The organism is Pleomorphochaeta sp. (assembly GCF_050031695.1).
Taxonomy (GTDB): Bacteria; Spirochaetota; Spirochaetia; order Sphaerochaetales; family Sphaerochaetaceae; genus Pleomorphochaeta.
This window is the reverse complement of sequence record NZ_JBNAIC010000041.1, coordinates 1-14,579: the sequence shown is the minus strand read 5'-3', so window position 1 is coordinate 14,579 and position 14,579 is coordinate 1. Positions and strand designations below refer to the sequence as shown.

At 28.1% G+C, this 14,579-nt stretch carries 16 protein-coding genes and 1 tRNA gene; 4 read left to right on the top strand and 13 right to left on the bottom strand.

Annotation, left to right across the window (positions count from 1 at the left end; translation table 11 throughout):
- Positions 1 to 59: 59 nt before the first annotated feature.
- Positions 60 to 1,676: a glycoside hydrolase family 43 protein gene (locus ACPKM0_RS07340; protein WP_472474735.1), complete on the top strand. Its 1,617-nt coding sequence runs from the start codon at positions 60 to 62 to the stop codon at positions 1,674 to 1,676.
- Positions 1,677 to 1,725: 49 nt separating this feature from the next.
- Here the strand turns inward: ACPKM0_RS07340 and ACPKM0_RS07335 are convergent, their stop codons facing one another.
- The 12 genes from ACPKM0_RS07335 to ACPKM0_RS07280 form a co-directional block, all read right to left on the bottom strand.
- Entirely contained in the window at positions 1,726 to 2,673 is a 948-nt protein-coding gene (locus ACPKM0_RS07335; RefSeq protein ID WP_472474734.1) for an SPFH domain-containing protein, read from the bottom strand.
- A complete protein-coding gene (locus ACPKM0_RS07330) occupies positions 2,673 to 3,089 on the bottom strand; it encodes an NfeD family protein (protein ID WP_472474732.1) in 417 nt (138 codons plus the stop codon). The genes ACPKM0_RS07335 and ACPKM0_RS07330 overlap by 1 nt, the downstream gene beginning before the upstream one ends.
- A gap of 52 nt (positions 3,090 to 3,141) precedes the next feature.
- On the bottom strand, positions 3,142 to 4,593 hold the full coding sequence (locus ACPKM0_RS07325; RefSeq protein ID WP_472474730.1) for a diguanylate cyclase domain-containing protein: 1,452 nt from the start codon (positions 4,591 to 4,593) through the stop codon (positions 3,142 to 3,144).
- A complete protein-coding gene (coaD, locus tag ACPKM0_RS07320; RefSeq protein WP_472474728.1) occupies positions 4,586 to 5,062 on the bottom strand; it encodes a pantetheine-phosphate adenylyltransferase in 477 nt (158 codons plus the stop codon). The genes ACPKM0_RS07325 and coaD overlap by 8 nt, the downstream gene beginning before the upstream one ends.
- Positions 5,059 to 5,523, bottom strand: a complete 465-nt coding sequence (locus ACPKM0_RS07315) for a hypothetical protein (protein ID WP_472474726.1) — start codon at positions 5,521 to 5,523, stop codon at positions 5,059 to 5,061. The genes coaD and ACPKM0_RS07315 overlap by 4 nt, the downstream gene beginning before the upstream one ends.
- Before the next feature lie 123 nt (positions 5,524 to 5,646).
- The gene (gene rplS, locus ACPKM0_RS07310) at positions 5,647 to 6,003 is read right to left on the bottom strand and encodes a 50S ribosomal protein L19 (protein ID WP_472474724.1); all 357 of its coding nucleotides are present in this window, start codon (positions 6,001 to 6,003) and stop codon (positions 5,647 to 5,649) included.
- Between the two features lie 2 nt (positions 6,004 to 6,005).
- Positions 6,006 to 6,737, bottom strand: coding sequence for a tRNA (guanosine(37)-N1)-methyltransferase TrmD (gene trmD / locus ACPKM0_RS07305; RefSeq protein WP_472474722.1), 732 nt, complete (start codon positions 6,735 to 6,737; stop codon positions 6,006 to 6,008).
- A complete protein-coding gene (gene rimM, locus ACPKM0_RS07300) occupies positions 6,734 to 7,237 on the bottom strand; it encodes a ribosome maturation factor RimM (RefSeq protein WP_472474721.1) in 504 nt (167 codons plus the stop codon). Before rimM ends, trmD begins: the two co-directional genes overlap by 4 nt.
- Positions 7,238 to 7,240: 3 nt before the next feature.
- A complete protein-coding gene (locus tag ACPKM0_RS07295; RefSeq protein ID WP_472474719.1) occupies positions 7,241 to 7,474 on the bottom strand; it encodes a KH domain-containing protein in 234 nt (77 codons plus the stop codon).
- Positions 7,475 to 7,485: 11 nt separating this feature from the next.
- Complete coding sequence (gene rpsP, locus ACPKM0_RS07290; RefSeq protein ID WP_472474794.1) at positions 7,486 to 7,740, bottom strand: 30S ribosomal protein S16; 255 nt, start codon at positions 7,738 to 7,740, stop codon at positions 7,486 to 7,488.
- A 233-nt stretch (positions 7,741 to 7,973) separates the two neighbouring features.
- Complete coding sequence (ffh, locus tag ACPKM0_RS07285) at positions 7,974 to 9,308, bottom strand: signal recognition particle protein (RefSeq protein WP_472474717.1); 1,335 nt, start codon at positions 9,306 to 9,308, stop codon at positions 7,974 to 7,976.
- 73 nt (positions 9,309 to 9,381) lie between these two features.
- A complete protein-coding gene (locus ACPKM0_RS07280; RefSeq protein WP_472474716.1) occupies positions 9,382 to 12,195 on the bottom strand; it encodes a chromosome segregation SMC family protein in 2,814 nt (937 codons plus the stop codon).
- 275 nt (positions 12,196 to 12,470) lie between these two features.
- On the opposite strand from ACPKM0_RS07280, the gene ACPKM0_RS07275 reads away from it, so the two are divergent.
- Positions 12,471 to 13,109, top strand: a complete 639-nt coding sequence (locus ACPKM0_RS07275) for a ribonuclease HII (protein ID WP_472474715.1) — start codon at positions 12,471 to 12,473, stop codon at positions 13,107 to 13,109.
- On the opposite strand, the gene ACPKM0_RS07270 is transcribed toward ACPKM0_RS07275, so the two are convergent.
- Positions 13,106 to 13,354, bottom strand: a complete 249-nt coding sequence (locus ACPKM0_RS07270) for a DUF3276 family protein (protein WP_472474713.1) — start codon at positions 13,352 to 13,354, stop codon at positions 13,106 to 13,108. The two genes, ACPKM0_RS07275 and ACPKM0_RS07270, sit on opposite strands and share 4 nt — an antisense overlap.
- Before the next feature lie 246 nt (positions 13,355 to 13,600).
- Here ACPKM0_RS07270 and ACPKM0_RS07265 point away from each other — a divergent pair.
- Together ACPKM0_RS07265 and ACPKM0_RS07260 are read left to right on the top strand one after the other, a co-directional pair.
- Positions 13,601 to 13,671, top strand: a tRNA-Gly gene (locus tag ACPKM0_RS07265).
- Between the two features lie 179 nt (positions 13,672 to 13,850).
- A complete protein-coding gene (locus ACPKM0_RS07260; protein WP_472474712.1) occupies positions 13,851 to 14,519 on the top strand; it encodes a transposase in 669 nt (222 codons plus the stop codon).
- Positions 14,520 to 14,579 lie beyond the last annotated feature (60 nt).

Below are 14,579 nucleotides of genomic sequence, written 5' to 3'. Positions count from 1 at the left end.
ACATTATTTTATTTATTTTATAATATCAATAATTAGCCAATATTAACTAGGAATTATAAATGATTAAAAACCCAATATTACCAGGCTTTAATCCTGATCCATGTATTATTCGAGTAGATGATGACTATTATATTGCTACAAGTACTTTTGAATGGTTTCCTGCAATTGCTATTTACCATTCAAAAGATTTAAAAAATTGGCATCTATTAACTCATGTAATAAAAAATGAAGAAGATATTGATTTGAGACTTTTAGAGTCAGCAAAAGGTGTTTGGGCACCAGACTTAATATATGATAAAATTAGAAATAAATTTATTGTTACATTTACTCGCATGGCTAGTATGAAAGGTCGTTATTTTGATTTAGATAATTTCTATGTTGAGTCAAATAGTATTATGGGTCCTTGGACAAAACCTACTTACATAAATTCTGTTGGTTTTGATCCATCTATATTTATAGATGAAGATGGTAAATACTATGTCACTTCTTTACAATGGGAATTTAGAGAAAACTATGAGAAACCTGGTACAATAGTATTACAAGAATTAGATATCATAAATAAAAAAGTTATTGGATATGCTAAAACTATTTCAACAGGTGCAACTGATAGAGGGTGTATTGAAGCTCCTAGAATATATAAAAGAAATGGATATTATTATTTGATGCAAGCTGAAGGTGGAACAGGCTATGGGCACAGCGTTACTCTTTCAAGATCAAAAAACATTTGGGGACCTTATGAAAGTAAAAACAATTCACCTATTGTAACCTCTCACCTAGAAAATTTTAATGATAGAAATGCTATAGATTCTTTAAAGATAGAAAAATATAGAGCCAATGGAACAAACTTACAAAAATCAGGCCACGGAAGTATATGTGAAACTCAAAATAGAGAAGTCTACCTATGCCATTTATGCTCTAGACCAATTTTACCTCAAGTTTGTTGTACATTAGGCAGAGAAACTGCTATTCAAAAGATGAAGTGGACTGATGATGATTGGTTAATCATGGATGATGAATCTAACTTAGCAAAAGATGAAGTTATAGAAAGTGGATTAAAAGAAGTAATATTTGAAAGTGAAAATGGTAAGTCATTATTTGAACCATGGCCTGAATATTTAATCACTTTAAGAATTGATAAAAAATCTTGGTTAACAGTTAATGAAAAAAAACAGGCTGTTATTAGAGGTCAACAATCGCTTTGTTCTCTCGATAAAGTGAGTTTGATAGCTAAAAGATTAACATCTTTAAATACTGAATTTTCAACAACTTTTGAATTTAGTCCTAAAACATTTCAACATATTGCTGGCATAGTAATTTACTATGATAATATGAATTATTTGACACTTCAAAAAACTTTTGAAGAAGATTCAATAATTTTAGAAATTATACAACTTGAAAATGGTAAAAGAATCGAAAGATATAAAACAAAATTAAATAATAATAATAAATTAGATTTAAAAGCTACATTAAATTCAAAGTATATTAACTTTAGCTATAAAGATAATGGTGAAAAAGAATATAATAATATTGAGATTGATTTTGAAACATATAAATACAGTGATGAATATAGCGATTTTGGAGAATTTACAGGAACATTTTGTGGTATTTTTGTAATTGATTCAAATAAAAAAGAAGAAAAAGCAACATTTGATTATTTTGAATATAATGATATTTAAAAAGAGATACCAAATTAATGATATCTCTTTTAAAGTATATATTTTTTTACTAGCCTTTTTCAACAAATAAATCTTTTATACCACCTAGTGAACTAAGTACTCCACTAGCTTCATATGGCATATAAACTAGTTTAGAATCTTTTCCTTCAGTCATTTCTTTAAATGCATCAATATATTTCACTGCAATCAAATATTGAGCATAATTATCTTGAGTTTCAAATGCAGCTCTAACAGCTTTAATAGCTTTTGCTTCACCTTCGGCTCTTAATATAGCAGCTTGTTTATCACCTTCTGCTTCATTAATTAAAGCTTCTTTTACCCCTTCTGCTTTTAATATAGCAGCGCGTTTTTCACCTTCAGCAAAAAGAATGGATGCCCTTTTTTCTCTTTCAGCACTCATTTGTTTTTCCATCTGTTTTTTAATATCTTCAGGTGGAATAATATCTTGAAGTTCAACTCTATTAACTTTAATACCCCATTTATCTGTAGCTTCATCTAAAATTAATTGTAATTTATTATTAATGGTATCACGACTTGTTAAGGTTTCATCTAACTCAAGTTCACCAATAACATTTCTAAGAGTTGTTTGAGTTAATTTTTCTATAGCAATTGGATAATTCACAATTTCATAAATTGAGCTTTTTGGATCAATTACTTGAAAATATATAACAGCATCTATTGCAACTGTTACATTGTCCTTAGTAATAACATTTTGCTTAGGATAATCTAAAACTTGTTCCCTTAAATCAATAAATCGTGAATTTGAAACAACCATTTGAGGAACAGCTAAAGCTTTTTTATTTACCAGAGGTCTTAACTCTGGTACTGTTTTTGCCTTATCTAAAAATGGAATAACTACATTAATTCCACTTGGTAAAGTTCTTTGATATTTTCCTAATCTTTCTATAATCATAGCTTTTGCTTCAGGAACAATCCTAATTCCCATTCCAACAGTAATTAAAATTACAATAACTATAGCAATAAATACATAAATCATTAGTCTTCCTTTGTAACAATAAGCTTGTTACCATCAATTCTTACAATTTTTACTTTACAATCTTTTTCAATTAATCCAGTTTCACTCCTAGCTTGCCAATTAGAACCATTAAGTTCTAAAACACCTTTTTGATCATCAATATCTTCTTTAGTATATAAAATCTTACCAATCATTAATTCACTATTAAATTTTTCTTTTCTGTTTTTATATAATACAGGTTTAAGAAAATAAAAAAATATAAAAAAGAATACAAGAAATACAATTATTTCTATAACTAATGAATCAACAGCAAATGAAACTAACCATGCAAAAAGTGCTCCAAATGCAACTGATAAAAAGAAGAAAGTTGGCGTCATTAATTCTATTACAAAACTAACAATACTTAAAATAATCCAAAATAATGTAAAATTTTTCATTTAATCATCCTTATATAGATAGTCTATTGCTCTAAGAAGTAAAAATCAAGGTTTATTTTTTAGCTATTGAATTTTGTAATACATTGTTAACACGCATTTTTACAATATTTACATCAAAAGGTTTTACAATCATATCTTTAGCTCCTTTAATAAGAGCTTCAGCTTCGAAAGATGAATCAGCTGAAATAGCAACAACTGGAATTTTAGATAAAACAGGATCATTTCTATATATTTCAAGAAATTGAGATCCATCCATAATAGGCATTTTCATATCTAAAATTATAATAGAAACATTTTGATGATGTGATAATTTTTTTAATGCCTCATTACCATTTTCTGCCTGTATAATATTAAAGGATTTATCAAAATAACTTTTTAACAATTGTCTTGCAACAAAAGTATCATCAACAATTAACATAGTTGGATTATTATTATCAATATCTTCAGAAACATAAAACGAATAGGAATCTTTACCAGCTAATTTAACATCATAGAGAGCTAAATCTGCACGAGCAAAAATTAAATTAAAATTATCTTTTTCTCTTACTTTTGATATTCCAATAGATAAAGAAATATTTTCATCAACCGAATTTTTAACTAATTCATTAAACGTCTTTTGGATTAATTTAGCAAATGTTTCAACATCAGATTGCTTTAGTAAAGGTATAAAGACTACAAATTCATCACCCCCAACCCTTCCAACAATTGAATTTTCAGGTGAAATATCAAATAACCTATTAGAAAAATCTTTTAATACTATATCTCCAATTAAATGACCCTTTTTATCATTAACATTTTTAAAATTATCTACATCGATAACTAATAAATAGCCATCAGAGTGTTCACTTAAATATAAATCTATCAAATATTGAGTTGTTCTTCTATTCAATAATTTAGTTAATGAATCTAATGTGGATAATTTTTCTAATCTTGATAAATTATTTAATTCAACTTCTCTTGTACCTGTTATTATATTAGAACCTAATAATACAAATACATAAGATGTTGAAGCTATTAATAACTCTTGTGCTTCTAGTCCACCTTTATTTACAAAATATAATACAAGAATATAACAACAAGTAGAAATCGAAGAGATTATAAAAGTTGAAACAAAAGTTAATTGAAGAACTAAGCCCATAAGGATTTGAACCATTGCAAACAAATAACCTGCAAACTTATCATAATAAAAAACATTTAATAATATTACATAGGAAATAAATAAAAACCAAAAGACTATACATAAAAGGCTAGTTTTATTTATTTCTTTTGAACTTAAATATTCTTTAACAAATTTAAAAATTAAGAATACACCAAAATAGATTAATGAGAAAACAATTGTATGTAGAGATTTAGAACTTATTATACTAAAAATAGCAAAAATAGAACTAGTTGATAATGATAACAATATTAATGCATCTAATACTGTTATATTCCAAGCATCAATTTTATCTGAAAATTGTGCCCTCAATTCTTTTGTTCTTCTCGAAGAATCAAAATCAAGCATTAAATCTTTCCTTAATTTTTTCAGCTACTATTGGAGGAACCATTGTTTCAATTTCAGCACCATGAAAAGCTAATTCCTTAATAGCAGAAGATCTTAATAGAAAATAATTTGGACTCGTTGGCATAAACAATACTTCTAAATCCTCAAATAACTGTTTATTTGTCATAGCTAATTCAAATTCATAACCAAAATCAACTAAAGCTCTAACTCCCCTAATCATTATCTTTATATTATTCTTTCTAGCAAAATCAACAATTAAGCCATTGTGTATAACAACTTCAATATTACTTTTATCTTTAAGAATATCAATTAACATATCTTTTCTTTCTATAGCTGTAAATAATGTATCTTTATGAATATTATCAGCAATAACCACATATAGTTTATCATACATTTTAGCAGTTCTTTCAATAATATCAATATGCCCTAATGTAGGCGGATCAAAAGAACCTGGTAACATAGCTATCATATCTTAATTTCCTCTACATATTTTTTCATTGCATCAAATTGTTTTGGATCTTCAAATTGAATTGTTTCGACAAATTTAATTTTCCCTTCTTCATCCTTTTCTATAATAGCAAAAGCTCCACGACCAATATAACTAACTAATTGACCATCTTTAATTGTATTCTCTTTTTTTATTTTATCTAAAACACAATCAAAATGATAATATTCATTTTCACCTTTGATCGCACTAGCTATATTTTTAATAACTTTATTACAATATGCACATTTTTCTAATGGTTCTTTAACTTTTTTTATATCAATTGGCGGCAGAGAACTTCTAGGTGTAACTTTATTTTGATTAGGAAGTAAATCTTTTCCACCGCTAAAATTTTTCTTATTTTTGGAAGAGTTCTTTCTATTCCTTTTTTTATAATTTTTTTTACGTCTATTTTTATCATAACTAGGCTGTATTACATTTTCCATAAATTTCTCCTAATTAAAAAAATACAGAATATTAGACATAATAGCAATAAAAAAAAGCTAAAATAAAAAAAAAGGATGACTTTTACAGTCATCCTTGTATATCTTTTCAGATAAATGAAAAAACTATTTGTTTTTACGAACAATAAGTTCTTTAACTTTAGCAGCTTTACCAACTCTATCTCTGATATAGTAAAGTTTAGCTCTTCTAACACGTCCACGACGTACTACTGTGATATTTTCAATACGTGGTGAATGTAATGGGAAGATTCTTTCAACACCTACACCGTAGGATATTTTACGAACAACAAAAGATCTTCTAATCCCTGAATTGTTCTTTGCGATAACCAAGCCTTCAAAAACTTGGACACGTTCTGTAGTGCCTTCAATAATCTTAAAAAATACTTTAACAGTATCACCAACGTTGAAATTTTCAGCGTTTTCTTTCATTTGTTCTGCTTCAATAGCTTTAATTAAATCCATTTTTAGGTCCTCTTTGCTCTGTTTCTGAGTTCTTCTAAAGTTTTTCTAGATTCTAAATCTAAAGATTTTTCTTCTAGAAGTTCAGGTCTAAAACATTTTGTTTTTTCTAACCTTTTCTCTAAACGCCATTGTTTAATTGCTTTATGGTTTCCACTTAATAAAATAGGTGGAACTTCTAAACCTTTAAAAACACTTGGCCTCGTATACTGGGGATATTCCAATAATCCATCACTAAAACTTTCTTCATCTAGTGATTCACTACTGATGACTCCATCTACCAAACGATAAACTGAATCTATAATAACTAAAGAAGAAACTTCTCCACTAGATATTACATAATCACCAATACAAACCTCGTCATCCACATACAGGTCTATTACCCGTTGGTCAATACCTTCATAATGTCCACAAATGAAAACTAAGTTTTCTTCCTTACTAAGCTCTTTTGAAAGGGCTTGAGTAAGTCTTTTTCCGGACGGAGAAGCGTATATAACCCGCTTTTGTTTTGCTTTGATACTCTCGAGTGCCTTGCACAGCGGCTCGGGTTTCAGCACCATTCCTGCGCCTCCTCCATAAGGAGAATCATCACAAGTTAAATGCTTATCCTCAGCAAATTCACGAAAATCAATCATATTATAAGAAATTATGCCATTTTCAACAGCTCTTCTCATGATCGAATTCGAAAAAAAACCTTGAACTATCTCAGGAAATAGTGTTACTACATCTATATTCATGCCAACAACCATTGCGTCAACAATTCAATAGTTTTATTATCAATAGAGACCTCTTTTACATATTGATCCATTAAAGGAATCAAAAATGTTTTATTTTCTCCATCTTTTACTTCAAGTAAAATTGCTTGAGGTCCATCATAATAATTTACTACTGTAGCCATTGGCTTGCCTTCGTACATAAGTGTGCAACCTAGCAAGTCGGAAACGTAATACTCACCTTTCTTAAGAGGAGCGGCCTCACTTCTTGGAACAAAAAGCGTAGCACCAGCAAGTTTTTTTGCTGTTTCTGGGTCATCTATCCCATGAAACTTCATGTACACTTGGCCACCGCTCTTACGAAATCCTTCGATTTCATATTTCACCTCGCGGCCATCCTTCAAGAGGATAATTCCTTGCTTAATATTTTTTAAGTAAGAGCAATCATCGTTGAATGGGCGGACCTTCACCTCACCCTTTAGACCATATGATGTCTGGATGATAGCCGTTGCGAGTTTTTCCATATATTAATCCAAAATTTCCAAAACAGCACGCTTACCGCCTTTAGTTGCTGTAGCACTTAGGATGGTTCTAATTGCTTTAGCAATGCGGCCTTGCTTGCCGATCACTTTGCCAATATCCTCTGTTGCAACTTTGAGTTCCAATATAGTAGATTTTTCACCTTCTACAACGTTCACAGTTACATCATTTGGAAAATCAACAAGTGACTTTACAATGTATTCAACAAGATCTTTTTCCACAACTAATCCTCTTATTCTTGACTAGTTCTAGAAACTTGTACACCTTGCTTATTCAATAAAGCGCGTACAGTTGCACTTGGTTGTGCACCTTTAAGTAACCAATCTTTTACTGCTTCAACATTAAGAACAACTTGTTCTTCTTTGTTTTCTACAGGGTGGTATTGGCCTACTTCTGCAAGAGTTCTACTCTTGTTTGCTGCTCTTGAATCCATTACTACGATCCTATAATAAGGTCTTTTTTTGGAACCAAAACGCTTAAGTCTCATGCTTGTGCTCACGATAATTCCTCCTACTCGAATTTCTATTAGCTTCTATATGAGTTATATTTAATTCAGAATTTTGAATTAAATAAATATTCACACTTAAAAGGATAAAAATAGCTTTTTTTTTGCAAAAAAACATAATTATCCGTATCCTTTCACAAATTAAGGATATTACATTTTTATTAACATTAAATCAAGATAAAAGATTGATTTATTATGTTAAAAATAACTTTTTTTTAATATCCCATTTGTTTTTGTAACATTTTTTGATATTTCTTATTTTTTGTCAATTTTCTCATAGTGTTTTTCATCTTTTCAAACTTTTTAATGAGTCTATTAACTTGGGCAACACTTACACCACTACCTTTAGCTATTCTTTTGCGTCTTGTAGGTCCGATAAGTCTATAATTTGACCTCTCTTGTGGTGTCATTGATAAAATAATTGCCTTCTCTCTATTGAGTTCATCTAAAGGGATATCATCAGCTGATACTTGACCTGCAGCACCTGGAATCATTTCAATTAATTTATCCATTGAACCCATTTTATCCATTTGATTTAATTGATCTAAATAATCTTGTAAATCAAATGTATTTTTTTTCATTTTTTCTTGAAGTTTTAAAGCTTCTTCTTGATCAATTGTTTCTTGAGCTTTTTCTACTAAAGATACAACGTCTCCCATTCCTAAAATTCTAGAAGCAATTCTATCTGGATAAAAAGGATCTAAATCCTCCATTTTTTCACCGCTACCAATATACTTGATAGGTTTTCCAACTACGCTTCTAAGCGAGAGTGCAGCACCACCTCTTGTATCAGAATCAAACTTAGATAAAACAACGCCAGAAATTCCAACTTTTTGTTCAAATTCCTTTGCAATAGTAACTGCATTTTGACCAGTCATAGCATCAGCAACAAATAATGTTTCATCGGGTTTAATAGCTTTAGAAATACTTTGAATTTCATTCATTAATACTTCATCTAAGTGCATTCTACCTGATGTATCAACAATTAATACATCATATTGGTTCTTCTTTGCATACTCTAAACCTTTTTTTGCTACTTTAACAGGATCTTTACATCCATCAATTGTAAAAACAGGAACATCTACACTTTCCCCTAAAACTTGAAGTTGTGTAATAGCTGCAGGTCTAACTAAGTCAGATGCAACTAACATTGGCCTTCTACCCTTCTTTTTCAAGTTTAAGGCTAACTTTGCACTTGTTGTAGTTTTACCACTACCTTGAAGACCCATCATAAGTATTGTAGTAGTTGTATCTGGACCTTTTAATAATAATTCTTGATTTTCTTCATCACTTAAAAGATTGACCATTCTATCATAAACAATTTTTGTAAATTGTTGACCTGGGTTAACGGCTTTTAATACTTTTTCACCGAGAGCTTCTTCTCTAGTACCATTAATAAAACGTCTTACAACTCTTAAATTAACATCTGCATCTAATAATGCAATTTTAATTTGTTCTACTGCTTCTTCAATATTTTTTTCTGATATTTTACCTTTACCGGAAATATCTCGCATAATAGAAGAAAATTTTTCACTTATTGATTCAAACATATCTTACTCATAATTTTTAGGATTTCAATGCTACTTATACATTAATAAAAGTCTAAATGTCAAGGTTAGTTGTTTAAACATCAACTTCTTTATCATCAGCATTTAGTATTACTTGCGATCCTTTTTCTACCCCAATTTTATAGCTAACAGTAGTTGAAACACCTGCTTCTATTTGTGTTACACCTAATAAAGTCCTACTTCCTGTAACTGTATGTTTATTATGGGTAATAATAATAAACTGGCTATCCTTTGAAAATTCTTCTAAAACTGATAAGAAAAATCCAATATTTCTATCATCAAGCGCTGCATCTATTTCATCTAAAATACAAAACGGACTAGGCTTAACTTGATATGTGGCAAATAAAAGACTAACAGCTGTCATAGATCTCTCCCCACCACTTAGTAGTGAAAGATTTGTTAACTTCTTTCCTGGTGGTTGAGCTAATATTTCAATTCCACTCTCTAATACATTCTCAGGATCAGTTAATTTAATTTCAGCTCTTCCTCCACCAAATAATCTTCTAAACATTAATTGAAAATTATTCGATATATCCTTATAAGTTTTAATAAACCTTTCTTCACTCTCAAATCTAATTTTTGAGACAACATCCATCAAATCTGATTTTGCTTTTAATAAATCATTAATTTGGGAAGTTAAAAAATCATATTGCTGTTTTGCTTCTTCAAATTCATCTTGAGCCATTTGATTTATATAACCTAATCTTGAAATATCTTTTTTTATTTCTTCTAATTTATTTCTTAATACTTTAGGCTCTTCTAAATCTTGATCTAACTTTTCTTCAAACTCTGCTAAATTTCTACTATAAGTTTCAAAAAAATTAGTATAAATTTGAGAAATCATATCATCAATAGATTGAATTTGTAATTCAGATTGATCTTTCTCTCTTCTTAACTTATTAACATTTTCAAATGAAACATTTTTTTGATTTTGTTTCATTGTAATTTCATTGCTTTTGTTTTCAATTATTTCAATTAGCTTTTCAAGTTCTTCAGATAAAGCTATACCTCTTTGGGCTATATCATCCATTTCTTGTTCTGTTAATCGAATGTTATCTTGATGACTCTCGGCTTTTTTAGCAGCACTTTTAGCTTCAATTAATCTATCATTATATTCTAGCTTTAACTCATCGTTACTTCTCTTAGTTGCAGAAATAGATACCTTTTTTTCATTAATGTTAGATTTAACTTGTTCAAGCATAATTTTAAGTTCATTAATGCTATCTTTATAATCTACACACTGATCATTTAATTTTTCATTATCACTTCTTAAATAGTTTATTTGATTTCTATAAATACTTATAGCCTTTCTATTATCTAATATTTCTTTATCTAATTTATGCTTTTTAGAAACAACACCATCTTCAGTAATAAAATCATCTATAAAGGAAGGTATTGCTAGATCATATTGTTTAATCAATGCTTGCAATTCTAGTAAACTAGAAATATTAGATTCTTTATTCTTTATAATTTGATCAGATAAACTTGCACTATCAAGATTAGATAGACGATTAATCATATCTTTCTGATTCTCTAAAATTAAAATAATAGAAGATAATTTATCATCAATTTGAGTTTTTAGAGATGATCTTTTCTTAATACTATAACCACTATCTCTTAGTTTATTATCTAATTGAATAACTATTGTATCAGTAATTTCATTTAATTCTGTAGAAAGAATTTCGAACTCATCTTCTTTTTTAGTAATTTTAATCTCTAAGTCATTTATTTCTTCAACTTGTTTTAAAATTAAACCTTTAGCACTATCATATGATGAACTTAATTTATTTATATCTTTTTCAATATCAATTGCTTCTAATTTATATTTTTCAATTTTTCCATAATTTTCATTTATTTCATTTTCATTATTTTCTAATTTCTCTTCTAAACTTTTTGCTTTATCATATGAATTTTTTTGACTTAACAAAGCCTCTTGATAATAACGATTCAATAATTGAATAAAGTCAGTTTTACCTTTATGTTCTTCTTCTAATCTTTTTAACTCTGTTTGAATCTCGATCCGTCTTGTAGTTTTAGATTTTAATTCATCTTGCATATCACTAATCACAGTATCTAAACCACTTAATGAAACTTTTTGATTATTTATTTCATCATCTAAAGTTTTTAATCTTTCTGCTTTGCTATCTTTTAATAGGATATATGATTTTATTGTTGAGAGTTGTACTTCTACTTCAAGATTGAACTTTTCTTTATTTAATTCATTATATTTAATACATTTTGCAGCTTGAGTTTTTTTTGAATCATAAGTTCTTTTTACCTCATGCAAAATTGTATCAACTTGAGAAATGTTTTCTTCAGTTCTCTCAATTTTTCTTTGAGCTTCCTTTCCTTGTATCTTAAATCTTGATATACCAGCAGCTTCTTCAAAAATATAACGTCTATCTTCTGGTCTAGTTGATAAGATCTGATCGATTTTACCTTGTTCAAGAATTGAGTATGCAGTCTTTCCGACCCCTGTATCAAAAAATAATTCTTTAATATTTTTTAAAAGAGCTCTGTTTTTATTTAAATAATATTCACTCTCTCCAGAACGATAAACTCGTCTCTTAATTTCAACTTCGTTTACATCCATATTTAGATGTCTTTCTTCATTGTTTATTAATAAAGTTACTTCTGCCATTTGAAGTTGATTTCTTTTATCTGAACCATTAAAAATGACATCTTCCATTTTTTTAGCTCTTAATGTTTTTGTAGATTGTTCTCCTAAAACCCACTTAATTGCATCAACTATATTACTTTTTCCACAACCATTAGGACCTAATAAACTAGTAATACCATCTGAGAAATCTAATTTAGTTTTATCTGCAAATGATTTAAATCCATATAGTTCAAGACTCTTTAAAAACAAAATAACACCAACTTATATATAATTTTAATAATAATAACACATTTTAATGATAATTTAATCATATTTTTCATATTTATCAAATAATAAGATTAAAAAGATTCTATTAATTATAATATAAATTATATATCAAAATTATATTATAATAAATGTAAAATGATTGTTAAACTTACTATTTTTATATCATATATATATTAACTTATTTTTATAATTAATATTTACAATATTAATTCATTAATTATAATAAGAAAAAAGACAACCTTCAAAAAGGAATACTAATGAGTGAATTTTTATTTGATAATTTAAATGAAAAAGAAGACTTAAGTAATAAAATTATTATAGGCTTAGATGAAGCTGGAAGAGGCCCTCTTGCCGGACCTGTATGTGCTGGTGCATGTATTTTAAATAAAGATTTTCCAATTGAAGTTTTAAATGATTCAAAGAAACTTAACAGAAAACAATTACTAATTGCTTATGAAGCTATAATAAAATATTCTACAAGTTATGCAATAGCTTGGTGTACTGCTAAAGAAATTGATGAACTAAATATATTATGGGCTAGTATGAAAGCAATGGAAAAAGCTTATTATAAAGTTGAAAAAAAATATGGTAAAAAGATTAATCTTGCATTAGTAGATGGCAACAAAATGCCCAATCTCTCTATAGAAACTAGAGCTATTGTTAAAGGAGATTCAATTTATCCTGAAATCATGGCAGCTTCTATCCTTGCAAAAGTTACTAGAGATAACTTCATGCTACACTGTGATAAAAAATGGCCTGTTTATGGATTTAAAAAACATATGGGATATCCTACTAAATATCATAGAGAAATGATTGAAAGATATGGGATATCCCCTATTCATAGAAAATCTTTTACTTTTAAAAAAGTGAAAGACAAACAACTTGAATTGTTTTAATTATTTTTACTTTTTGAATATTTTTTAATAAAATCTAGTGATTTTTGGAATTCTCTAACAAATTCACCCATATCTTCTTGGTATACTAGAATTGATTGTCTAATATATCTATTTGATTCTGCATCACCTTTGCTTTCTACCATGTTTAAATATAAATCGCCATAAACATTCTCTTTTACATTAAAAAAGTATGTTCTATCATTTTTCTTGATACTTGTTGAAAAAACTTCACCACGCTGTCCCATATTATTCCTCGCTTAATTCTTAACTATTAAATAGTTAGTATTTATTATTACCTATATAAATACTTATTTAAGTATTTATGTCAATGCTTATAACTTTATTATATTAAAATAATTAAAATGGTGTATAATTAATAAAAATCATTTTTTTGTCATTTTTTTTAAAAAACTACTTGACCTATCTAGCTAGTTTTAATAATATCTCAAACGTTGATTAGTGATTTGAATCACTTGTTAACAAAGATAAATGCGCCATTCGTATAATGGTATTACTCCAGCCTTCCAAGCTGATAACGTGGGTTCGATTCCCATATGGCGCTTTATACTTAGGTACTACAATTCGTAGTACCTTTTTTATTGCAAAAAAACAATTTTTATGGTTCAAGGGGAAAAATAGAGGTCTAATAAGTGAACAAATATAATTTAATCAAATAGATATAAGAAAAGCATGTTTTCTGATATTGTTTAGTTACCACACTTAACAAAGGAAAACATGCTCATGAATAACACATATGCTAATACATTTCTTGATTTACCTCAATTCGAAATAACTAAAAACCCTACTTTTTTGTATGAAAATAAATACGACAAAGAATATAAACTAACTATTATTCATGGAAAAAGTACCGCAGCTCTTCCAAGAGAATGTTCTCATTGCAAAAGAGATGGATTAATAAACCATATTTACAAACATCCTAAAGTCAATTTAAAACATCTTTCTTGTTTTGATGAACAGATTATTATAGAAGTAGAATATCTTCAACTAATATGTCCATCTTGTGGTAAAATAACAAATCAAGAAATAGTATTTAAGCAGCCTAAGCATTTCATTACTAAATGTTTTTTTAATCAGATATATGGAATGCTCCAATCTTCTAAAATACCAATTAAAACGATATCTCAAACTATCTTTTGTAATAGAAAATTAATAACAGCAATAGATAAACAAAGATTGAAAGAAAAATATGGAGATATGAAGCCCACTCATTACAGTTCATATTTAGCAGTAGATGAATTTTCTATTAGAAAAGGTCATAAATATGCAACAGTAGTAATGGATTGGATGACTGGAGAAATATTATTTATTGAAGAAGGTAATTCAGAATTACAATTAATTAAATCATATTTATCTGAAGTACTATTAATAAATACTCTATCAGCTTGTTGAGGAGTAACAACTCTAGAAAACTCATATATTTTAGCTGCAAATGCACGTTTAGAATCTTTA